This is a genomic window from Chromobacterium fluminis (assembly GCF_011602385.1).
Taxonomy (GTDB): domain Bacteria; phylum Pseudomonadota; class Gammaproteobacteria; order Burkholderiales; family Chromobacteriaceae; genus Chromobacterium; species Chromobacterium fluminis.
Map to the genome: position 1 here is coordinate 94,239 of NZ_JAAOMA010000017.1, position 21,091 is coordinate 115,329.

The 21,091-nt window shown below is 64.3% G+C and carries 21 protein-coding genes; 1 reads left to right on the forward strand and 20 read right to left on the reverse strand.

Features of this window, described 5'->3' with window-relative positions; all coding sequences use genetic code 11:
• Positions 1-9: 9 nt before the first annotated feature.
• The 3 genes from folP to HA052_RS13610 form a co-directional block, all read right to left on the reverse strand.
• Positions 10-852: a dihydropteroate synthase gene (gene folP / locus HA052_RS13600; RefSeq protein ID WP_081545267.1), complete on the reverse strand. Its 843-nt coding sequence runs from the start codon at positions 850-852 to the stop codon at positions 10-12.
• A gap of 98 nt (positions 853-950) precedes the next feature.
• Positions 951-2,861, reverse strand: coding sequence for an ATP-dependent zinc metalloprotease FtsH (gene ftsH, locus HA052_RS13605; protein WP_081545266.1), 1,911 nt, complete (start codon positions 2,859-2,861; stop codon positions 951-953).
• A gap of 83 nt (positions 2,862-2,944) precedes the next feature.
• Positions 2,945-3,562 (reverse strand): RlmE family RNA methyltransferase, encoded by a 618-nt coding sequence (locus tag HA052_RS13610; protein WP_081545265.1) that lies wholly within the window; start codon positions 3,560-3,562, stop codon positions 2,945-2,947.
• A gap of 139 nt (positions 3,563-3,701) precedes the next feature.
• Between HA052_RS13610 and yhbY the strand changes: the two genes are divergently transcribed.
• Positions 3,702-4,022, forward strand: a complete 321-nt coding sequence (gene yhbY, locus HA052_RS13615) for a ribosome assembly RNA-binding protein YhbY (protein ID WP_081545264.1) — start codon at positions 3,702-3,704, stop codon at positions 4,020-4,022.
• Between the two features lie 100 nt (positions 4,023-4,122).
• Here yhbY and HA052_RS13620 read toward each other — a convergent pair whose 3' ends face one another.
• The 17 genes from HA052_RS13620 to gspD form a co-directional block, all read right to left on the reverse strand.
• The gene (locus tag HA052_RS13620) at positions 4,123-4,551 is read right to left on the reverse strand and encodes a DUF4149 domain-containing protein (protein ID WP_081545263.1); all 429 of its coding nucleotides are present in this window, start codon (positions 4,549-4,551) and stop codon (positions 4,123-4,125) included.
• A gap of 62 nt (positions 4,552-4,613) precedes the next feature.
• A complete protein-coding gene (gene greA, locus HA052_RS13625) occupies positions 4,614-5,090 on the reverse strand; it encodes a transcription elongation factor GreA (protein ID WP_081545262.1) in 477 nt (158 codons plus the stop codon).
• A 138-nt stretch (positions 5,091-5,228) separates the two neighbouring features.
• Positions 5,229-8,438: a carbamoyl-phosphate synthase large subunit gene (gene carB / locus HA052_RS13630; protein ID WP_166452319.1), complete on the reverse strand. Its 3,210-nt coding sequence runs from the start codon at positions 8,436-8,438 to the stop codon at positions 5,229-5,231.
• A gap of 91 nt (positions 8,439-8,529) precedes the next feature.
• Positions 8,530-9,180, reverse strand: coding sequence for a leucine efflux protein LeuE (gene leuE, locus HA052_RS13635; RefSeq protein WP_166452320.1), 651 nt, complete (start codon positions 9,178-9,180; stop codon positions 8,530-8,532).
• 15 nt (positions 9,181-9,195) lie between these two features.
• Entirely contained in the window at positions 9,196-10,323 is a 1,128-nt protein-coding gene (carA, locus tag HA052_RS13640) for a glutamine-hydrolyzing carbamoyl-phosphate synthase small subunit (RefSeq protein ID WP_166452321.1), read from the reverse strand.
• 268 nt (positions 10,324-10,591) lie between these two features.
• Positions 10,592-11,341: a type II secretion system protein N gene (locus HA052_RS13645; protein WP_166452322.1), complete on the reverse strand. Its 750-nt coding sequence runs from the start codon at positions 11,339-11,341 to the stop codon at positions 10,592-10,594.
• A complete protein-coding gene (locus HA052_RS13650; protein ID WP_081545257.1) occupies positions 11,338-11,847 on the reverse strand; it encodes a type II secretion system protein M in 510 nt (169 codons plus the stop codon). The genes HA052_RS13645 and HA052_RS13650 overlap by 4 nt, the downstream gene beginning before the upstream one ends.
• A gap of 1 nt (position 11,848) precedes the next feature.
• On the reverse strand, positions 11,849-13,039 hold the full coding sequence (gspL, locus tag HA052_RS13655) for a type II secretion system protein GspL (protein ID WP_166452323.1): 1,191 nt from the start codon (positions 13,037-13,039) through the stop codon (positions 11,849-11,851).
• Complete coding sequence (gspK, locus tag HA052_RS13660; protein ID WP_166452324.1) at positions 13,026-14,006, reverse strand: type II secretion system minor pseudopilin GspK; 981 nt, start codon at positions 14,004-14,006, stop codon at positions 13,026-13,028. Before gspK ends, gspL begins: the two co-directional genes overlap by 14 nt.
• The gene (locus HA052_RS13665) at positions 14,003-14,578 is read right to left on the reverse strand and encodes a type II secretion system protein GspJ (RefSeq protein WP_346774559.1); all 576 of its coding nucleotides are present in this window, start codon (positions 14,576-14,578) and stop codon (positions 14,003-14,005) included. The genes gspK and HA052_RS13665 overlap by 4 nt, the downstream gene beginning before the upstream one ends.
• Positions 14,575-14,955 (reverse strand): type II secretion system minor pseudopilin GspI, encoded by a 381-nt coding sequence (gene gspI / locus HA052_RS13670; RefSeq protein WP_019100907.1) that lies wholly within the window; start codon positions 14,953-14,955, stop codon positions 14,575-14,577. The genes HA052_RS13665 and gspI overlap by 4 nt, the downstream gene beginning before the upstream one ends.
• Positions 14,952-15,428 (reverse strand): prepilin-type N-terminal cleavage/methylation domain-containing protein, encoded by a 477-nt coding sequence (locus HA052_RS13675; protein ID WP_166452325.1) that lies wholly within the window; start codon positions 15,426-15,428, stop codon positions 14,952-14,954. The genes gspI and HA052_RS13675 overlap by 4 nt, the downstream gene beginning before the upstream one ends.
• A gap of 14 nt (positions 15,429-15,442) precedes the next feature.
• Positions 15,443-15,886 carry a type II secretion system major pseudopilin GspG gene (gene gspG, locus HA052_RS13680; protein ID WP_166452326.1) on the reverse strand — a complete coding sequence of 148 codons (444 nt, stop codon included), beginning with the start codon at positions 15,884-15,886 and terminating at the stop codon, positions 15,443-15,445.
• 30 nt (positions 15,887-15,916) lie between these two features.
• Positions 15,917-16,177: a hypothetical protein gene (locus HA052_RS13685; RefSeq protein WP_166452327.1), complete on the reverse strand. Its 261-nt coding sequence runs from the start codon at positions 16,175-16,177 to the stop codon at positions 15,917-15,919.
• Positions 16,178-16,200: 23 nt separating this feature from the next.
• Positions 16,201-17,412 (reverse strand): type II secretion system inner membrane protein GspF, encoded by a 1,212-nt coding sequence (gene gspF, locus HA052_RS13690; protein WP_166452328.1) that lies wholly within the window; start codon positions 17,410-17,412, stop codon positions 16,201-16,203.
• A complete protein-coding gene (gene gspE, locus HA052_RS13695; RefSeq protein WP_043637902.1) occupies positions 17,412-18,872 on the reverse strand; it encodes a type II secretion system ATPase GspE in 1,461 nt (486 codons plus the stop codon). Before gspE ends, gspF begins: the two co-directional genes overlap by 1 nt.
• Positions 18,869-21,019 (reverse strand): type II secretion system secretin GspD, encoded by a 2,151-nt coding sequence (gene gspD, locus HA052_RS13700; protein WP_166452329.1) that lies wholly within the window; start codon positions 21,017-21,019, stop codon positions 18,869-18,871. Before gspD ends, gspE begins: the two co-directional genes overlap by 4 nt.
• Positions 21,020-21,091 lie beyond the last annotated feature (72 nt).

Here is a 21,091-nt window from a genome sequence, read left to right on the forward strand (position 1 = left end):
ACACCACTATCAGTTCAAACTTTCCAAAGCGCCCAGCACTTGCAAGGCCTGACGGGTGGCCTTGACGTCGTGCACGCGAATGATGCGCGCGCCGCGACGCGCCGACTCCAACGCCGCAGCCACGCTGGCGCCCAGCCGCTCCGCCGGCGCCGCTTCGCCGGTGATCGCGCCCAGCATGGATTTGCGGCTCAAGCCCACCAACAACGGCGCACCGGCGGCGCGTTCAATCTCCGGCAAGCCGCGCAGCAAGGCCAGGTTGTGTTCCAGCGTCTTGCCAAAACCAAAGCCGGGATCAACCAGCAGCCTGTCGCGGGCGATGCCGGCGTCCAGACACAACTGGACGCGGCGAACCAGGTAGCCCGCCACTTCAGCCGCCACATCCGCGTACTCCGGCCGATCCTGCATCGTGTCCGGGTTGCCCTGCTTGTGCATCAGGCAAACCGCGACGTCGGCAGCCGCCATCAGTTCCAACGCGCCCGCGTCTTCCAGCGCCGACACGTCGTTGACCAAATCCACCGCGCCCAAGGCCAACGCTTCGCGCATCACCGCCGCGCGGCGGGTATCCAGCGACAGCGGCGCGCCGATGTCGCGCAGACGCTCCAGCACCGGCAGCACCCGCTCCATCTCTTGCTCCGGACTGACATGGGGAGCGTTGGGTCGCGTAGATTCGCCTCCGATATCGAGGATGGCCGCGCCCTCCTCCAGCATCCGCTCGGCGTGGCGCAGCGCCTGTTCCAGGCCGTTGAAACGGCCGCCGTCGGAAAAGGAGTCAGGGGTGACGTTCAGAATGCCCATCACCAAGGGACGGGACAGATCGAGCGTGAAGCGCCCGCATTGCAAAGAGGGTTTCATGATCTGGCTACACTATGGAGAGGAAGAAATGAGAACGGATTGTCGCAAAAAAGCCGGGCAAGCCCTTCAAGGCTTGCCCGGCTTCGTGACGGAGAGACTCAGACTTCCTGAGCCGGATCCGAGGTCGCCTCGGCGGCCGGCGGAGTCGGCTTGTCTTCCTGCGGCTTGGCCGCGAAACCGGCGCCCGGCTTGGGCGGGCGCGGCGGCTTGCCGTCCATCAGGTCGTTGATCTGATCCGCATCGATGGTTTCCCATTCCAGCAGCGCGGCGGTCATCGCCTCCACTTTGTCGCGGTTCTCTTCCAGCAAGCGGCGCGCCAGCGCGTATTGCTCGTCGATAATGCGGCGGATTTCAGCGTCCACCTGCTGCATGGTGGCTTCGGACAGATTCTTGTGGGTAGTGATGGAGCGGCCGAGGAAGACTTCGCCCTCGTTCTCGCCGTACACCATCGGGCCCAGCTTGTCGCTCATGCCGTAACGGGTCACCATGTCGCGCGCCATTTGCGTGGCGCGCTCGAAGTCGTTGGAAGCGCCGGTGGTCATCTGATTCATGAACAGCTCTTCCGCGATGCGGCCGCCGAACAGAATGGCGACGCGATCCAGCAGATAACCGCGGTCATAAGCGAAACGGTCCTGCTCCGGCAACTGCATGGTCACGCCCAATGCGCGGCCGCGCGGGATGATGGTGACCTTGTGCACCGGATCCGCCTTGGGCAAGAGCTTGGCCACGACGGCGTGGCCGGACTCGTGGTAAGCGGTGTTGCGCTTCTCTTCGTCGGTCATCACCATGCTGCGGCGCTCCGCGCCCATCATGATCTTGTCCTTGGCGGACTCGAGATCCTCCATGTCTACCAGGCGCTTGTTGCGGCGCGCAGCGAACAGGGCGGCTTCGTTGATCAGGTTGGCGAGGTCGGCGCCGGAGAAACCCGGCGTGCCGCGCGCGATCACCTCGGCGTTGACGTCGGCGGCGATCGGCACCTTGCGCATGTGCACGCCCAGAATCTGTTCGCGGCCGCGAATATCCGGCAGTGGCACCACCACCTGCCGGTCGAAACGGCCCGGACGCTGCAAGGCCGGGTCCAGCACGTCCGGACGGTTGGTCGCGGCGATCACGATCACGGTGGAATTGGTGTCGAAACCGTCCATTTCCACCAGAAGCTGGTTCAGCGTCTGTTCGCGCTCGTCGTTGCCGCCGCCGAGGCCAGCGCCGCGTTGACGCCCCACCGCGTCGATCTCGTCGATGAAGATGATGCACGGCGAGTTCTTCTTGGCCTGCTCGAACATGTCCCGTACGCGGGCCGCGCCCACGCCGACGAACATTTCAACGAAGTCGGAGCCGGAAATGCTGAAGAAGGGCACCTTGGCCTCGCCAGCGATGGCCTTGGCCAACAAGGTCTTGCCGGTACCGGGCGAGCCGGCCAGCAGGACGCCGCGCGGAATGCGGCCGCCCAAGCTCTGGTAGCGGGAAGGGTCTCGCAGATAATCGACGATCTCCTTCACTTCTTCCTTGGCCTCGTCGCAACCGGCGACGTCGGAGAAAGTAACGGTATTGGCGTCCTGATCCAGCATTCTGGCCTTGCTCTTGCCGAAGGAGAACGCGCCGCCCTTGCCGCCGCCCTGCATCTGACGCATGAAGAACACCCATACGCCGATCAGCAGCAGCATCGGGAACCAGCTGATGAAAATATTCATCAGCATCGACGGTTCTTCTTCCGGCTTGGCTGAGAAACGGACGTTGTTCTTGATCAGGTCGTCGACCAGTTGCGGGTCGTAAGGCGCGTAGGTGCTGAACGCGGAGCCGTCGGTCAGCTTGCCTTTCAGCCATTGCCCGCGCAGCGGGTGGCCTTCTATGGTCAGGGACTGGACCTTGCCGGACTCGACATCGCTGATGAACTGCGAATATTCAAGCTGATTTTGGGTATCCTGACGCTTGTTGAACTGATTGAATACCGTCATCAGTACCAAACCGATGATGACCCATATCGCGATGTTTTTGCCGATATTGTTCACGAGTGGCGGACTCCTCTGTGCCCTGACTTTTTGGTTGCTTGTCTAGATATTTGCTTTGATTGTACGCCGCGAGCCACTTTATGTCAGCGTCGCCCTTTGCCCAGCAGGTAAATTTCGCTGGAACGGTCGCGCGACGCTTTCGGCTTGCGGGTGACTACCTCGTCGAACAGCTCGCGCATGGACTTGAGATAGGCTTGGAAATCGCTGCCCTGGAACACTTTGACGAGAAAATGTCCGCCAGGTTTCAAGTGATCTCGCGCAAATTCCAACGCCAGTTCGCACAGCAGAAAACTCCTGGCCTGGTCGATGGCGCTCATGCCTGACATATTGGGCGCCATATCGGAAATTACAAGGTCCAATTCGCGGCCGCCAAGCAATTGCACGAATTGCGCCAGCACTTCCTCTTCGCGGAAGTCGCCTTGAATGAAGTCGACGCCGGGCACCGGATCCATGTCCAGAATGTCAAGCGCGAACACCTTGCCACTGTCGCCGACGATGCGCGCCGCCACCTGCGACCAGCTGCCGGGGGTGGAACCGAGGTCGGCCAGCACCGTGCCGACACCGATCAGCTTGTCCTTGTCGTTGATTTCCAGCAGCTTGTACGCAGCGCGCGCGCGGTAGCCGTCTTTCTGCGCCTGATTGACGTAGGGATCGTTGACGTGTTCCTTCAGCCAGCCATTGCTGGTCTTGCTTCTAGCCATTGTGCATGCTCTTTATATTTAGATGGGGCAACAGGTCAGCCGCGCTATCCTGTTGTTTTTCATTTATTTTAGGTCCGGACTTTGGGAAAGCGCTCAACTCGAGTAGAATCGGCTTTTGCTTTGTAAATCCGTATTTCTCATGAAAATTGAACTCAAGCCGTTCCAGCGCAAGTATCTGCAGGGACTGGCGCACGACCTCAACCCGGTGGTGATGATAGGCAACAACGGCCTGACCGAAGCGGTGATCCGCGAAGTCGCCATCAATCTGGACGCCCACGAACTGATCAAAGTCCGCGTGCTGGGCGACGACCGCGAAGCGCGCGTCGCCATGTTCGAGCAGATCTGCGAAGACTTGGGCGCCGCCCCGGTCCAGCACATCGGCAAGTTGCTGGTGCTGTGGCGCCCCAGCGATAAAGAGCGCATTGTTCTGCCTAAGAACAAGCAGGCGCTGAAGGGCTGAACGCCGTTCGCAGCGATCGCGCTTGAAGAAAAGCGGTGGCATGCCACCGCTTTTGTTTTGTCCGCTCCAGACGGGATATTCACGGACCGTGAACGGCGCCTTAATCGTTGCGCCAGACGTAGACCAAGCCCATCAAGCTCTGCACCAGATAGATTAGGCTGGAAATCGCGTGCCAGGTGGCGAAGCCTCCGCCGAACAGGCCTTCGGCCGCATGATTCATCTGCGCCTTGAGGTTGGCGATGATGGGAGTGACGGCGAAATGATTGATCAGCGTGCAGGCCAGCATGCCCATCACCAGCCAGAAACCGCTTTCCTTGATCCCCGCCGCGCCGTTGCGGCGGATATGGTCTACCAGCAGGATCGCCCCGCACACCAGCCCCACCCAGGCGATGCTGGCGAACAGCTTGCCGGCCACCATGCCGGCGGTGACCCGGTCCAGCATGGCGAACAGCACCGGCGCCACGATGATGCCGATCACCCACAAGCCGCCAATCCAGAACGTCTTGGCGATGGAACGCAATCCATCCATGTCTCAGCCCCTCTCCCACGCCGCGCCGCGCGCGGACCGTCAAGCCCGCTCGCCGGCGGGACTCAGATGTATTTGACGTCGAGCACTTCGTATTCGCGGATGCCGCCCGGGGCCACCACCTCGGCCACGTCGCCGGCTTCCTTGCCGATCAGCGCGCGCGCGATCGGGGAATTGACCGACACCTTGCACACCTTGATGTCAGCCTCGTCGTCGCCAACGATCTGGTAGGTGACGTTTTCCTCGGTCTCCAGCTCCATGAGCTCGACGGTGGCGCCGAACACCACGCGGCCGTCGGCGTCCAGTTCGGCCGGGTTCACCACCAGCGCATTGGACAATTTGGCTTCCAGCTCGGCGATACGGCCTTCGACAAAGCCCTGCCGCTCCTTGGCCGCGTCGTATTCGGCGTTCTCCGACAGGTCGCCATGCGAGCGTGCTTCGGCAATCGCCTCGATCACGGCCGGACGCTCCACGCTCTTGAGGCGTTGCAGCTCTTCTTTCAGCAGCTCGGCACCGCGCACGGTCAACGGGACTTTGATCATTTCAGAATTCTCTCCAGAGGCGGCATCCGCCTTCATCAAAAGCACAAGCCGCCGTACTGGACGGCGGCTTGAAGTAGCGGGTTATGGGAGGGATTGTAACGGCAAACCCCTCCCGCTTCCAAGCCCCCGCGTCAGGACTCAGCCCTGAATCTGGCTGTGAAGTTCCTGCACGCTGTAGACGTCGAACTCCTCGGCGTGAGCCATGCCCACGCATACCGCCTTGGCGCCGGCCAGGGTGGTGTACTGCGGAATCCGCGCCTGCAAGGCCGAACGACGGATGGAGTGGCTGTCTTGAATCGCCTGGCGCTTTTCATCGACGGTGTTGATCAGCAGATCGATTTCCGAGTTTTTGATCATGTCGACAATATGCGGGCGGCCTTCATTGACCTTGTTGACCACCTGCACCACGATGCCGGCCGCAGACAAGTGCTTGGCGGTGCCGCGCGTCGCGCAGACGCCGAAGCCCAGGCGCTGCAGTTCGCGCGCCACTTCCACCGCGCCGTTCTTGTCGCTGTCGCGCACGGACAAGAACACCTTGCCGGTCTTGGGCAGGCGGTCGCCTGCGCCCAACTGGCCTTTGACGTAGGCTTCGGCAAAGGTTTTTCCCACACCCATCACTTCGCCGGTGGACTTCATTTCCGGACCCAGGATGGTGTCCACGCCAGGGAATTTGATAAAGGGGAATACGGCTTCCTTCACCGCGTAGAACGGCGGGATCACCTCCTTGGTGAAGCCCTGCTCGTTGAGGCCGATGCCGGCCATCGCGCGCGCCGCGATCTTGGCCAGCGGCGCGGAAGTCACTTTGGAGACAAAGGGCACGGTGCGGCTGGCGCGCGGGTTCACTTCCAGCACGTAGAGGGTGTCGCCCTGAATGGCGAACTGCACGTTCATCAGGCCAACCACGTTCAGCGCGCGGGCCATGGCCACGGTCTGACGGCGGATTTCGTCCTGTACCGCCGGGAACAGACTGTAGGGCGGCAGCGAGCAGGCGGAATCGCCGGAGTGAACCCCAGCCTGTTCCACGTGCTGCATGATGCCGCCGATCACCACGTTCTCGCCGTCGGACACGCAGTCGACGTCGACTTCGATAGCGTCGTTGAGGAAGCGGTCCAACAGCACCGGGCTGTCATTGGACACTTTCACCGCCTCGCGCATATAGCGCTCCAGGTCCGCCGGCTCGTGGACGATTTCCATCGCGCGGCCGCCCAGCACGTAGGACGGGCGCACCACCAGCGGGTAGCCGATTTCCTCGGCCAGCTTCATCGCTTCGGCCGGCGCGCGCGCGGTGCGGTTGGGCGGCTGTTTCAGGCCCAGCTCGTGCAATAGCTTCTGGAAGCGCTCGCGGTCCTCGGCGGCATCGATCATGTCCGGGGAGGTGCCAATGATGGGCACGCCGTTGGCTTCCAGCGCGCGCGCCAGTTTCAGCGGGGTCTGGCCGCCGTACTGGACGATGACGCCGAACGGTTTTTCGATGCGGCAGATTTCCAGCACGTCTTCCAGCGTCAGCGGTTCGAAGTACAGGCGGTCCGAGGTGTCGTAGTCGGTGGACACGGTTTCCGGGTTGCAGTTGACCATGATGGTCTCGAAACCGGATTCGCGTAGCGCCAGCGCCGCGTGCACGCAGCAGTAGTCGAACTCGATGCCCTGGCCGATGCGGTTGGGTCCGCCGCCCAGCACCATCACCTTCTTGCGGTCGGAGGGATTGGATTCGCACTCTTCCTCATAGGTCGAGTACATATAGGCGGTATTGGTGGCGAATTCCGCCGCGCAAGTGTCCACGCGCTTGTACACCGGGTGCAGGTTCAAGCTCCAGCGCTTGGCGCGCACCGCGGCCTGATCCGAACCCAAGAGTTCGCCCAACCGCCGGTCGGAGAAACCCTTGCGCTTCAGGCGGCGCAGCTCGGCGTAGTCCAGTTCTTCAATCTTGCGGCCGGCCAGCGCTTGTTCTTCGCCGATCAGGTCTTCGATCTGGGCCAAGAACCAGGGATCGATCTTGCTGACCGCGTGGATGTCGTCGCGGCTCATGCCGATGCGGAAGGCATCGGCCACGTACAGGATGCGTTCCGGCCCCGGCGTGCCCAGTTCGTGGCGGATCGCCGCTTCGTCGCTGGTCACCGGGTCGAAGCCGGCCAGGCCGGTTTCCAGGCCGCGCAACGCTTTCTGCATCGATTCCTGCAAGGTGCGGCCCATCGCCATCACCTCGCCCACCGATTTCATCTGGGTGGTCAGGCGGTCGTCGGCCTGCGGGAATTTCTCAAAGGCGAAACGCGGAATCTTGGTAACCACGTAGTCGATGGACGGCTCGAAGGAGGCCGGGGTGGCGCCGCCGGTGATGTCGTTCTTCAGTTCGTCCAGCGTGAAGCCCACCGCCAGTTTGGCGGCGATCTTGGCGATGGGGAAGCCGGTAGCCTTGGACGCCAGCGCCGACGAACGCGACACGCGCGGGTTCATTTCAATGACGATCATCTCGCCGGTGGCCGGATTGGTGGCGAACTGCACATTGGAGCCGCCGGTATCCACGCCGATCTCGCGCAGCACCGCCAGGCTGGCGTTGCGCATGATCTGGTATTCCTTGTCGGTCAGCGTCTGCGCCGGCGCCACGGTGATGGAGTCGCCGGTGTGCACGCCCATCGGGTCGAAGTTCTCGATCGAACAAATGATGATGCAGTTGTCGTTCTTGTCGCGCACCACCTCCATCTCGTACTCTTTCCAACCCAGCACCGATTGCTCGATCAGCAGCTCATGGGTGGGCGAGGCTTCGAAGCCCCGCTCGCAGATGGCCAGGAATTCTTCGCGGTTGTAGGCGATGCCGCCGCCGGAGCCGCCCATGGTGAAGGACGGACGGATCAAGGTCGGGAAGCCCACCTTGGCCTGTGCTTCCAGCGACGCTTCCATGGTGTGGCAAACGAAGGACAGCGGGCAGGACAGGCCAATCTTGGCCATCGCCTCCTTGAAGCGGCCGCGGTCTTCGGCCTTGTCGATGGCGTCCTCGGTAGCGCCGATCAGCTCCACCTTGTATTTTTCCAGCACCCCGTTCTTGGCCAGGTCCAGCGCGCAGTTGAGCGCGGTCTGGCCGCCCATGGTCGGCAGGATGGCGTCCGGGCGCTCTTTGGCGATGATCTTTTCCACCACCTTCCAGGTGATGGGCTCGATGTAGGTGACATCGGCCATGTCCGGGTCGGTCATGATGGTGGCCGGGTTGGAGTTCACCAGGATGACTTTGTAGCCCTCTTCGCGCAGGGCCTTGCACGCTTGTGCGCCGGAGTAGTCGAATTCGCAGGCCTGGCCGATGACGATGGGGCCGGCTCCGATGATCAGAATGCTTTTGAGGTCGCTACGCTTTGGCATGGTTCTACTCTTTATGATTGCATTTTGTTTGCCGCGAAGCCCGGACGCCTGAGACGCCTGGCCGCTTCACGGCGAATATTAAATCTCTGCCTTACAGGCTGGCCGCGGCCAGTTTGGCGCCGAAGCCGACGAACAGCGCGCCCACCGAGCCGCCCAGCGCCGCGCTCAACTTGCGGCGACGGCGGAAGGCCTGGGCCAGCCGGTGGCCGGCGACGATCAGCGCGGTCAGATACAGCGTGCTGCATACTTCCACGATCAGCCCCAGCGCGACGAAAGTCAGCGCCGGATGCGGGTAGGCGGGATCGACGAACTGGACGAAGAAGGACACAAAAAACAGGATGGCCTTCGGATTCATCAGGCTGATCAGCAGGGCCTTGACGAAGGGATTCTCCTCGCCCACCAGCACCGACTTGGCCTCGGCCGCCTCGCCACGGGCGGAGCGGCGCCAAGCCGTCAGCGCGCCGCGCAGCATATTGAAGCCCAGCCAGGCCAGGTAGCCGCCGCCCAAGTACTTGACCACGGCGAACAGCGCCGGATTGGCCTTCAGCAGGCCGGCCGCGCCGGTGGCCGCCAGCGTCATCAGGATGAAGTCGCCGATGATGATGCCGCCGGCGCCGGCAAAGCCGGCGCGAGTGCCGCGCTGCGCCGCCACCGACAGCACGTACATGGAGTTGGGCCCCGGCAACAGCACGATGAGAACGGCGCCCAGCAGATAGGTGGTGAGATCGGTAATCCCTAGCATGTTCCCGCTCCCCGCTTAAACGCGTTCCGCCATCGAGGCGATGAAGCGGTCGAACAGATAGGCGACGTCTTCCGGCCCCGGGCTGGCTTCCGGATGGCCCTGGAAGGAGAAGGCCGGACGGTCGGTCAATGCGATGCCCTGCACCGTGCCGTCGAACAAGGAGCGGTGAGTAACGCGCACATTGGCCGGCAGGCTGGTTTCATCCACCTGGAAACCATGGTTCTGACTGGTAATCATCACCCGGCCGCTGTCCAGGTCCTGCACCGGATGGTTGGCGCCGTGATGGCCGAACTTCATCTTGGACGTCTTGGCTCCGCTGGCCAGGCCCAGCAGTTGATGGCCGAGGCAGATGCCGAACACCGGCAGCTTGGCGTCCAGGATGTCGCGGATGGCGGCGATGGCGTAATCGCAGGGTTCCGGATCGCCGGGGCCGTTGGACAGGAAGACGCCGTGTGGATTCAGCGCCAACACGTCGGCGGCCGGAGTTTTGGCCGGCACCACGGTCAGTTGGCAGCCGCGCTCGGCCAGCATGCGCAGAATGTTGTGCTTGACGCCGAAATCGTAGGCGACCACGTGGAAACGGGTGGACGCCTGCACTTGATAGCCGGCGCCCAATTTCCACTCGCGCTCGGTCCAGGCGTAAGGCTTGTCGCAGCTGACCACCTGGGCCAGATCCTGGCCTGCCATGGAGCCGAAGCCCCGCGCCAGCTCCAGCGCACGCGCCTCATCGACATCCCCGGCCATCACGCAGCCGGCCTGGGCGCCCTTTTCGCGCAGAATGCGGGTCAAGCGACGGGTATCGATGTCGGCGATGGCGACGACATTGTGCCGCTTCAAATAAGCGGACAAGGAGTCTTCGGCGCGGAAGTTGCTATGCAACAGCGGCAGATCGCGAATGATCAGGCCGGATGCAAAAACGGCGCGAGATTCGGTGTCTTCCGAATTCGCGCCGACGTTGCCGATATGGGGATAAGTCAGGGTGACGATCTGTTTGGTATAGGAGGGGTCGGTCAAAATCTCCTGATAGCCGGTGATGGCGGTATTGAACACCACCTCGCCCACCGTATGTCCGGCGGCCCCGATAGCACTGCCCTTGAACACGGTGCCATCGGCCAAGACAAGGATTGCGGGTACGGTTGACACAAGCTGCTCCTATTGCGTTTGCGACGGGTAAGGAAAAACCGGCTGCGCCGGTTTTGTTGACCCCGTCCGCCTGCCCGGCCGCCTTGCTCGCGCAAGACCGCCGCCGCGACAGAGGGGATCTGTCCCAACCCTAAGTTTTCGAATTGCTTTATGTGAAGAACGGGACTCGATGCCTGGCGCATCAGTCCCGTTTGGTTAAACCTTTCTATAGTAACGCTGAACAGGAAAAACCACAAGAAAATTCCATAACATGACAAATGAACGACCATCAAGCCCCGGGACGGATCTGCCACTGCACGCTGGTCGGTCCGCTCGATTTGCCCAGCATCAACATCAGCGGCTTCAAGGCGTCGTATTTTTCCGGCGGGCTGTCGGCGCTGCCGGCCAGCGAGAAGGCCGCCCCCGGCTGCCACTGCCCCTGCCCGCTCAGATTCAAGGGTCCGTCCAGCGTCGCCACGTTCAAGGCCACGCCCGCGCCGGCCCCGTTGACGTCCATTTGGTAGGAGCCGAACGGCGACAACGGGCTCAAGGGCGAGGCCGCGCCCAGCCAGCTGAGCTGCAGATTGCCGGCCAATTGGCCGCCCTTGCGGCTGAACTGGCCGACCTTGAGCTGCAGATCGCCGCCCAGCCGCGCCGCCTGCCAGGTCTTGGACAAATTCGCCAAGGCCGCCACCGGCAGCGTCAGATTCACGCCGTTCACCTCCACGCCGCCCCAACCCCACTCCAGCCTGCCGTCCTGGCCGTCGCTCTCCAGCAACCAGATCGCCCGGCCCGACAACAGGGCCTTGGGCTGGAAATGCCAGCCAATCCGGCTCATAGGCAACACCTCGCCCTTGTCGCCGACATAGACCAACTGCGTCTTGCCCTGCCACACCGTGCCTTGCGCGCCGCTGAACTGCCAGCGCTCACCGGTGGCGCGCAACAAGGGCAGCGACAGCAAGCTCGCCGGCAAGGCGGCGATCAGGCCGGCCAGAAACAGCGCGCCCAATAGCGCGCCTATCAGAATCTTCCGTTTCATGCGCCGCCTCCGGCATGCGCCAGCAGCGCCTTGATATGCACTTGACCCGGCATCGGCTGCGCCTCCGCCCTCACGCTGAGCACGCGTACCTGATGCTGAGCCGCCAGCACGCCGGCCAGCTTGACCCAAGCGTCGAACGCCATCGTCCCCTCCATCGCCACGCCGGACTCGCCCTCGGGGCTCAATTGCCAGCCGGCCTCGGACAAGCCCTGGCTCTGCGCCACCTGACGGATCACCGGCAACAGTTCCTTGGCCGGCAGCGCCGCTTGCGCCGGCTGACGCTTCAGTTGCTCCGCCTCGCGAGCCAAAGACTGCACATAGCTCAGCTCGGCTTGCAGACGCGCCGCGGCGGCGCGGTTGCGCTCCACCGATTTGCCGGCCGGCTCCCAAACGCCAGCGTAAAGCACGCCGACGCCGAGCACGACGGCCATCGCCAGTAGCAACCCTTGTTCGCGGCGGCTGCGCTGTCGCCAGTAGGCGACGAATTGTTCACGGTATTGCTTCATTTCAAGGCTCCCGGGACAGGCTGAGTTCTTTGGTCCCTTGCTGAGTGGCGGTCACGTCCAAGCGGATCTGCTTAGCCCCCAGTTGGCTGCGCCAGCGCTGCAGGGTTTCCGCCGGCACGTCCGCCACTTGCAGCTTGAGCCGCCCACCTTCGTAGCTGAGCGTGCGGGTCTGCAGATCGCGGCCGCTGAGCGCGGCCAGCGCGCCCATCAGCTCCAAGGCGTCGTCGCGAGCCGGCAGGCCGTGGCTCAGCCGCAGCTTGTCCACCGCCCGCGTCATCGCCAGCGCGCTGCTGCCCGGCATCGCCTGACCGCCGATCCAGGGCTTGGCGGCGGCGCGGATGTCGGCCGACAGGCTTTGTTTCTGCCAGGCGTACCAGCCGGCCTGGCCCAGGGTCAGCGCCAGTTGCGCCGCCAACAAGCCGCCCAACACCAGGCCGGTTCGTCTCAGCGCCGGCCCCCAGTCGCGCCAGCGCCGATTGGCCGCCAGTTCGCCGTTGGCGAAGTCGAAAGCCTGTTGCGCCTGGCCCTGCCGCCAATCATGAGCGGCCAATTGCTTGGGCTCGCCTTGCCACGCCGGCAGGCGCGAACCGATCAACCCCGCCGCTTCAGCCCCGCACACGGTCAGGCTGGCCGGCGGCAGCTGTGTCGCCAGCCGCGCGAACAGCAGTTGTTCTGTCGTTTCGCCGCAATAGGGCAGCCAGGCCGCACGCGTGGCGCTCAGCCGCAGCAACCAGCCTTCGCTGCCACGCGCCACGCTCCAACCGTCGCGCGCCGGCGACGGCAGCAGACTTTCCTCCGGCAGGATGCGGTCGCACAGCCGCCCCGCGCTCTTGAGCATGGCCACGGCGCGGCGTACCGGAAAAGCCTCGGTCACCGCCACCGCCCGACTACCGTCCGGCAACTCCCCGCCAAGAGCGTAAAGATTGGTGGAGGGATCATTGATTAGCCCCTCCTCCAGAGCGAAACCCATCATCGCCGCCGTCGGCTGTTTGACCGCGGCCGGCAGCCGCGCCTGGGTGAACAGGGTGCGGCCGGCGGGCAGGATCAGTTCGCAACGATCGGCGCGCGGCCAGCCCGCCGGCGCGCTGTCGCCCTGAGCGCTAGGTTCGCCGCGCGGGCCCAATAGGGCCCAGGGCAGCCCCGGTTCGCTATCGGGCCAACCGGCCCGCAAATACAGTCTAAGCGTTGTCATTCTGGTTTCCGTTTCCCCTGGCCGGCGGCGGGCGTGCCGCGCCGTCTTGCCGCCACAGCGTCTTCACCACGTTCATATTGCTGTAGATCAGCGCCCGCATTTCCAGCCGCGCCCGCTCCAGCCGGGCCGAGCTGTCCAGCATGAAGTAATTGGACGCCGCCGCGATATCGGTGTCGGCGATGATGCCCGGCGCTGGCAGCCGCGCCTTGAAATCATTGGCGTCCTTGTAGTAATTGACCTTGCGCTGATTGAGCAGCACCAGCAGATTGCCTTCGCCCACGCCCGGCAGCAGCGTCTTCATCACCGCCGGCGTGGCGGTGTTGATGTTGATCTGGCTGACGTCGGCCGGCAAGGCGGCCACATGCGGCAGCAGCTTGTCCAAGACCTCCGGGGTGTAACCCGGCAGCCAGCGCAGCATCTCCACCCGCAGCAAGGGGTTGCCGGGCTGGGCAGCACCCGGCTCCGGCGGCCGGCCCTCTCCCGCTGGTTGGCTGGCGTCCTCCGGATCCTTGCCGCCGCGCAGTTGCTTGACCAGCGGTTCGGACAAGCGCGTGGGCAGACCCAGCGTGGTCAATAGCCGCTTGTAGAACACCAGCTGGCGCGCATTGGTCTGACCGTTCTGCACCAGCGAATTCAGATTGAAGCGCCCTTGCAGATCGCTCAGCCGGCCGGACACGGTCACGCCCTGGGCCTCGGTCTGCGGCAAGGGCTGGGCCCACAGCTGCGACAGGGCCACCACGCCGTTGCCGGCCGCGCCGTTGTTAAAGCGCAGGATTTCCATCGCCCAGCCCAGGCCGGCGTCGGCCACCAGGCGCAGCTGGGCGCGATTGCGGTCGTTGTCGAGCTGGTGCCACCACAGGCCTTGCTGCCACAGCACCAGCGAGGCGGCGGTGGTGGCCAGCGCCACGATCAGCAAGGCCATGATCACCGCCATGCCGCGCTGCTTCCGGCTTTCCGGCGTCCTCATGGCAGCGCCCATATCCGTTTCGCCCATTCATTGCCCGGCATGCGGATGCGCATTTCCAGCGCGCGCGGGCTGTGCGCCGGGCTGGCCTCGCGCGACGGCCAGTTGTCCAGCCAATTGCCGTCGTCCAGCAGCACGCGCCAGCGCACCGCGGCGTCCTTGCCCAAGAGCACGTAGGCGGTCGGCGCCGCGCCCTGGGCGTCGCCCGCCGCCCAGCTGAGGCCCTGAGCGCCGGCATGGTAGCTGATGCGCTCCTGGCCGCCGGGATAGCGGGCGGAAAAACTCTGCAAGGTCAGCGTCTGGCCGTCGCCGTCGCTTTGCAGCAATAGCTGGCTGCCGCCCAGACTGGGCCCCTGCCCTTGCGTCGGCGCCGGCATCTGGCCGGTCAAATCGCCTTCCAGCCGCCGGAAGGCGCGCGCGGCGTCCACCCATTGCTCGCTGGTCTGCATCAGTCGTTCGCGCGAGATCAGCAAGGAGCCGAAGGCCTTGTAGCCGAGCACCGACAAGATGGCGAGCAAACTCATCGCCACCAGGATCTCGATCAAGGTCATGCCGTCCTGCCGGCCGCGCCTCACGAGCCGCCCCCAACATTCATGCGCAGGTAGCCGGTCATCTCGGCCAGCACGTAACGGCCGTCGCCCTGGGCCAGCACGCGCACCACCACCTTGCGGAAATTGGGGTTGGGCGTCTGGCTGATCACGCGCTGCCAACGCCAGCGCGCGCCGTCGTCGTCCAGCTCTCCCGCCTGTTCGCCCACGTCCGGCCATTCGCGGCGCGCCTGCATCAGCGCGATCATGTTCTGCGCTTCCCAAGCGGCCTGCATCCGGCGCTTCATCCCTTCGCCGTTGTCGGCGGCCAGGCCGGTGGCCCGCAACAAAGCGCCCAAAGCCACTGCGATGATGGCCAGCGCCACCAGCACTTCAAACAAGGTAAAGCCGCGCTCGCGCTTCATGAGCCTTCATCCACCCTGCTTCGTCCCAACGGCGACAGGGTCACGGCCAGGCCACGCGTCTCGGTCTTGATCTGCAGGGCCAGCGCGTTGGCGCGCCCGTCCTGCCACAAGGGCAGCGGCCGCCCCGCCGGCCAGGGTTGGCCGTCCAGCAACAAAGCGCCGCCGTGCACGCCCTCCGGCCACAACCGGTCGGCCAGCAATTCGTCGTTGGCGCCGCCCCAGTCCCCGTTGTCGCCGCGGCGGCGGAAGCCGTAACCCTTGGCATCCCACATCAGGGCCAGCGGATCCCCCATTTCAGCGGCATCCGCCGCCTGCTCCAGCACCCGCGCCAATCGGTAGGCTTCGTCCGAGGCCTGGCGGTGAGTGTCCGGCCGCATGCTGAGCGTCACCGTGGTGGCCAGCACGCCGATGATCAGCATCACCACCATCACCTCGATCAGGGTGAAGCCGCGCGCCGGAAGGGAGGAGCTCATCAGTGGCTCCGGTCTTACTTGACCGCGTCCCAGTTGCCGATGTCCGCGTCCACGCCCTCGCCGCCCGGCTCCCCGTCTGCGCCGAAGCTCCAGATATCGATTTCACCGTGAGTGCCCGGGTTGGCGTACTGGTAGGGATTGCCCCACGGATCCTTGGGCAAGCGCTCCAGGTAGCCGCCCGGCTTCCAGTTTTTCGGCTCCGGCGCGGAGGTCGGCTTTTGCACCAACGCCTGCAGGCCCTGCTCGCTGTTGGGATAACGGCCATTGTCCAGCCGATACAGTTTCAAAGCCTGGCTCAGCGCGCCCAGGTCCTGCTTGGCGGCGACGGCGCGCGCCTCGTCCGGACGGCTCATCACCTTGGGCACCACCAACGCCGCGAGTACGCCGAGAATCACGATCACCACCATGATTTCGATCAGGGTGAAGCCTCGCTGGGCCGCTTTGGAAAGGTGTCGCATATCTACTCCTACTACCGAGGTTTCAAAGGGTCAAAACAGGGAGGGGCCGTCGCTGGACAACTCCCAGACGCCGGCGGGTCCGGCATTGGCCGGCTTGAGCTGGCCCAGCTTTCTCAGCTCGCTCGCCGCCCAGCTCATATCGTATTGCCAGGTGTAGAACAACTCGGTTCCTTCCAGCTCGCGCCCGCGCGTATGCCAGATGTGCTTGGCCACCGTCAGCCGATCCGCCTTGCCGCCGTGCGCGGCCAGCGCTTCCAACACCCATTGCTGTAGTACTGCCTTGTGAGACATTGCCGTGCTTCTTTCCGCGAAAATCAATGCACCATCTGGTTCATGTCGATGATGGGCATCATGATGGCCAGTACGATCAACAAGACCATGCCGCCCATGAACAGGATCAGCAGCGGTTCCATCAGGGTGGTGAAGGTGGCGAGCTTGCGCTCCACCTCCTGCTCCTGCTGCTGGGCGGCGCGGTCCAACATATGCGCCAGCGTGCCGCTGGATTCGCCGCTGCCGATCAGATGAATCAGCACCGGCGGGAATTGACGGGTGGCGTGCAGCGCGCGCGACAGCGCCACGCCTTCCCGCACCTTGGCCATCGCCTCGCTGACCGCGTCCTGCATCGGCAGCAAGGTCATCAGGCCGCGCGCGGTTTCCAACGCGGTCAGCAGCGGCACGCCGCTGCCCACCAGGATGGACAGGGTGCTGGCCATCCGCGCGGTGTTGAGCGCGCGCAGTAGGCGGCCGAACACCGGCAGCTTCAACAGCAGGGCGTGGAAGCGTCGCTTCAGCGCCGGCGCGCGCAAGGCGCGCACGGTCAGGAAGAGCGCGGCGACGATGCCCGCCAGCAACGCAATGCCCCACTGCCGCAGAAAATCGCTGGCGGCCACCAGCGCCCGCGTCAGGAAAGGCAAGGTCTGCTTGGTCTGCGCGAACACGCTAACCACCTGCGGTACCACATAGCTCATCAAGCCGGCCACCACCAGGATGGCCACCACGGTGACCACGGCGGGATAGGCCATCGCCAGCATCACTTTCTGCTGGGTGTTCTGACGCTTGTCCAGGTATTCGGCCAAGCGTGCCATCACGGTGTCGAGATGACCGGATTGCTCTCCAGCCTGCACCAGCGAACGATACAAGGGGAAAAACACGCCCGGCGCGGCGGACAGCGCCTGGGCGAAGCTTTTGCCTTCCAGAATATCGCTGCGCAAAGCGGCCAGCACGGTGCGGCTGCGCGGGTGTTCGCACTGCTCGGTCACCGCGGTCAGCGCCTTTTCCAGCGGCAGGCCCGCGTTGAGCAGGGTGGATAGCTGTTCGGTGATCATCACCAGTTCCGCACGCGGCAGGCCGCGGCGCAGCGCCGAGCTGCCGGCGTCTCCGTTCTTGGCGCTGACGCTTTCCACCTCCAGCGGCAGCAGGCCGCGCTCGCGCAGCTGGCTGCGCGCGGCGCGCGCGGAGTCCGCCTCCAGCAAGCCTCTTTGCTCCTTGCCGGCAGGGTCGAAAGCGGTAAAGCGGAAGGCTGCCATCAGTTCCTCGTCACCCGCATGATTTCTTCCAGCGAGGTTTCGCCGGCCTTGACCCAACGCAGGCCGTCGTCGCGCAGCGAGCGCATGCCGTGGCGGGCGGCGTAATCGCGCATTTTCTGCTCGGAAGCGCGATCGTGGATCAAGCGCTGCAATTGATCGTCGACCAAGAGCAGTTCATAAACACCGTAGCGCCCCTTGTAGCCGGAATGGCCGCAGCTCGGGCAGCCCGCCGGCCGGTAGTGGGGCGTGTCCTCCGAACCTTCCAACGGCACCGGATGCGGCGCCTTGCAGTGCGGGCACAGACGGCGCACCAGCCGTTGCGCCATCACGCCCAACAGGCTGGACGCCAAAAGGAAGGGCTCGACGCCCATGTCCACCAGCCGCGTCACCGCCGAAGCGGCGTCGTTGGTGTGCAGCGTGGCCAGCACCAGGTGACCAGTCAACGAGGCCTGCACCGCGATCTGCGCGGTTTCCAGATCGCGAATCTCCCCTATCATCACCACGTCCGGATCCTGGCGCAAAATCGCGCGCAGCGCCTTGGCGAAACTCATGTCGATGCGCGGGTTGACCTGGGTCTGACCGACGCCGTCCAGGTGGTACTCCACCGGGTCCTCCACCGTCATGATATTGGTATGGCGTGCGTCCAGCCGCGACAAGGCCGCGTACAGCGTGGTGGTCTTGCCCGAGCCGGTGGGGCCGGTGACCAGCAGGATGCCGTGCGGCTGACGTATCACCTTGTCCACCGCCTGCAGCGTATCCGCCGCCATGCCCAGCGTGGCCAGATCCAGACGGGCGTTTTCCTTGTCCAGCAGACGCAACACCACACGCTCGCCGTGGCTGGTGGGCAGCGTGGACACCCGCACGTCCACCGGACGGCCGCCCAAACGCAGCGAGATGCGGCCGTCCTGCGGAATGCGTTTTTCGGCGATGTCGAGATTGGCCATGATCTTGATCCGCGACACCATGGCCGCGTGCAGCGCGCGGTGCGGGCTGACCACGTCGCGCAGCGAACCGTCCAGGCGGAAACGCACCACCGAGCGGTCTTCAAAGGCTTCGATGTGGATGTCCGAGGCGCCGTCGCGCAGCGCCTGGGTCAGCAAGGCGTTGATCATGCGGATGATGGGCGCGTCGCCCTCGCTCTCCAGCAAGTCCTCCACCGTTGGCAAGGACTCCACCATTTGGGTCAGATCCAGGTCCTGGCCGATATCGTCCACCACCTCGGCCGCCGCGCCGTCACGATTAGCGTAATGCTCGGACAGGCGCTTGTCGAACAAGGCCGCCTCCAGCGTCTCGACGCTGGCCAGCCCCTGGCCGTGCAGGCGCAGCACTTCGGCCCAGGCCTCCGGCCGGCTGTCTTCGCGCAGCAGCAGATGGCGGCCGCTCTCTCCGTCCAGCAGGATCACGCCGTTGGCGCGCGCGAACGGAAAGCCCAGCGCCGGCGACAGCTTGGGCTTGTTCATTTTGGCTGCGCTTTCAGGCTCTGCTCCAGCGTCGAGCGGATGCCACCCTCCGGCAGCGATTTCAACGCCGAGTCCAGGTTCATCTGCAGCTTTTCCTTCTCAGCCTTTTGGCCCTCGCCGATGATGTAGTTGTAGCGATCGGTGGCGATGGAGCGCGCACCCAGATCATCGCGGATGATGGTGGGCTTGATGAAAATCATCAGATTGGTCTTGTTGCGCTGCTTGTTGCTGTAGCGGAACAAAGCGCCCAGCCACGGGATGTCGCCCAGCAGCGGCACCTTGCTTTCATTGTCGCTCACCGTCTCCTGCAGTAGACCGCCGATCGCGATGATGCCGCTGTCGTCGACATTGGCGATGGTCTCTATCAAGCGCTTATTGGTGGTTGGCCCTTGCGGGTTTTTCTCGGTGCCCGGCACGATGGTGGACGCCTCCTGCAAAATCTTCATGCGGATGGAACCGCCCTCGGAAATCTGCGGCGTGATTTCCAGATTGAAACCGATGGTCTTGCGGTCGTAGGTCTGGAAGGGATTGACCGCGCCGCCGCTGCTGCTGCCGGTATTACTGTATTGGCCGGTCAGGATGGGCACTTCCTGGCCGATCTGGATCTTGGCCTTCTCATTGTCCATCGCCATCAAGGACGGGCTGGACACAATGTTGCCACCCACCTCGGTCTCCATCGCCTTGGCCAGCGCCCCCATATTCAACACGGTGCCGATGCCAGGGATGTTGACTGTGCCCTTGACCCAGCCCACGTTCAGGCCGCCGGAACCCGCCAGGGTGCCAAGCGGCGTGGCGGCGGTGCCGCCGGCCAATGCGCCGCCGGACAAGCCTATGATGCCCGGGCCGCTGTTGCCGGGGAAGTTGGTGCCGCCGAACACGCCGGCGCCGTTGCCGTTGAGCGCCCCCAGCGCCTGCCATTGCACGCCTAATTCCATCGCCCGTTGAGCAGCCACTTCCACCACCAGCGCTTCCACCAGCACTTGGGCGCGGCGTTTGTCGAGCAAGTCGATAACGTTGCGCAGGTTCTGGTACATGGAATCCGGCACGTTCAAGATCAATGCGTTGTTGGTGGGGTCGGCCTGGATCATGGATCCGCCACCGCCGGCCCCGCTGCCGCCTCCGCTGCCGGACGCGCTGTCGCCTCCCACCGGACTGGCCGCCTGCGCGGCGCTGGCGGAACCGCTGGACGAGGAGGAGGAACCGCTGCCCGAGCCGCTCTGATTCAACAGGCTGGAGCTGGAGCCGCCGTTAGTGCTCACCGCGGTGCGCCCCTGCAGCGGGCCGGCGTCGCCGGTCATCAAGGCGCGCAGCGTCTGCGCCACTTTGCCTGCCTCGGCGTTCTTCAGATAGACCACGCGCACATTGGCGCCGGCCTGACTGGGCTGGTCCAGCAGTTTGAGCAGGCTCTTGACCTTGCCGATCTTGCCGGGCGTGTCGGCGCGCACCATCAGCACATTGGCGCGCGCGTCCGGGATAATGGTGGTCTTGCCGCCGTCTGCGCCGGCGCCGCTGTCCTGCAACAGCTTGTTCAGGCTGCCGGCCAGCTCCACTGCAGAACCGAACAGCACCGGCACCACCACGGTGTCGCCGGCGGCGGCGCTCTCGATCGAATCGATGATGGACTCGATGCGCTGAATATTGTCCGCGTAGTCGGTGACGATCAGCGCGTTGGACTGCGGGTAGGCTGCGATCGTGTTGTTGGGCGACACGATGGGACGGATCACCGGCACCAGCTGATTAGCGTTGCCGTATTTGAGCGTGAACACCTTGGTGATCAAGCGATCGCCGTCGCCGCGCGGAATGCTCTTGCTGGCCTTGGCGTGCAACTTGGCGTCGGCCTCCGGCACGATCTTGACCACGCCGCCGCCCTCCACCGCGGAGAAGCCCTGCAAACGCAAAGAGGACAACAGGATCTGATAGGACAAGGCGCGCGGCACCGGCTTGCTGGACACGATGTTGACCGTGCCCTTCACTCGCGGATCGATGATGAAGTTCTTGCCGGTGATCTCACCTATCGCCTTGACCACGGTTTCGATGTCGGCGTTGACGAAGTTGAGCATCACTCCGTCGTTCTGCGGGGTGGCGGCCAATGCGGCGTTGCAACCGTAGACCAGGGCCAGGATGGCGACAAGTTTGTGGATACGCATATTCAGTCTTCTTATTGGCGAACCATGCTGGCGGAATCCAGCCCAGGTTGCGGCGGGGTTTCAGGATTCACA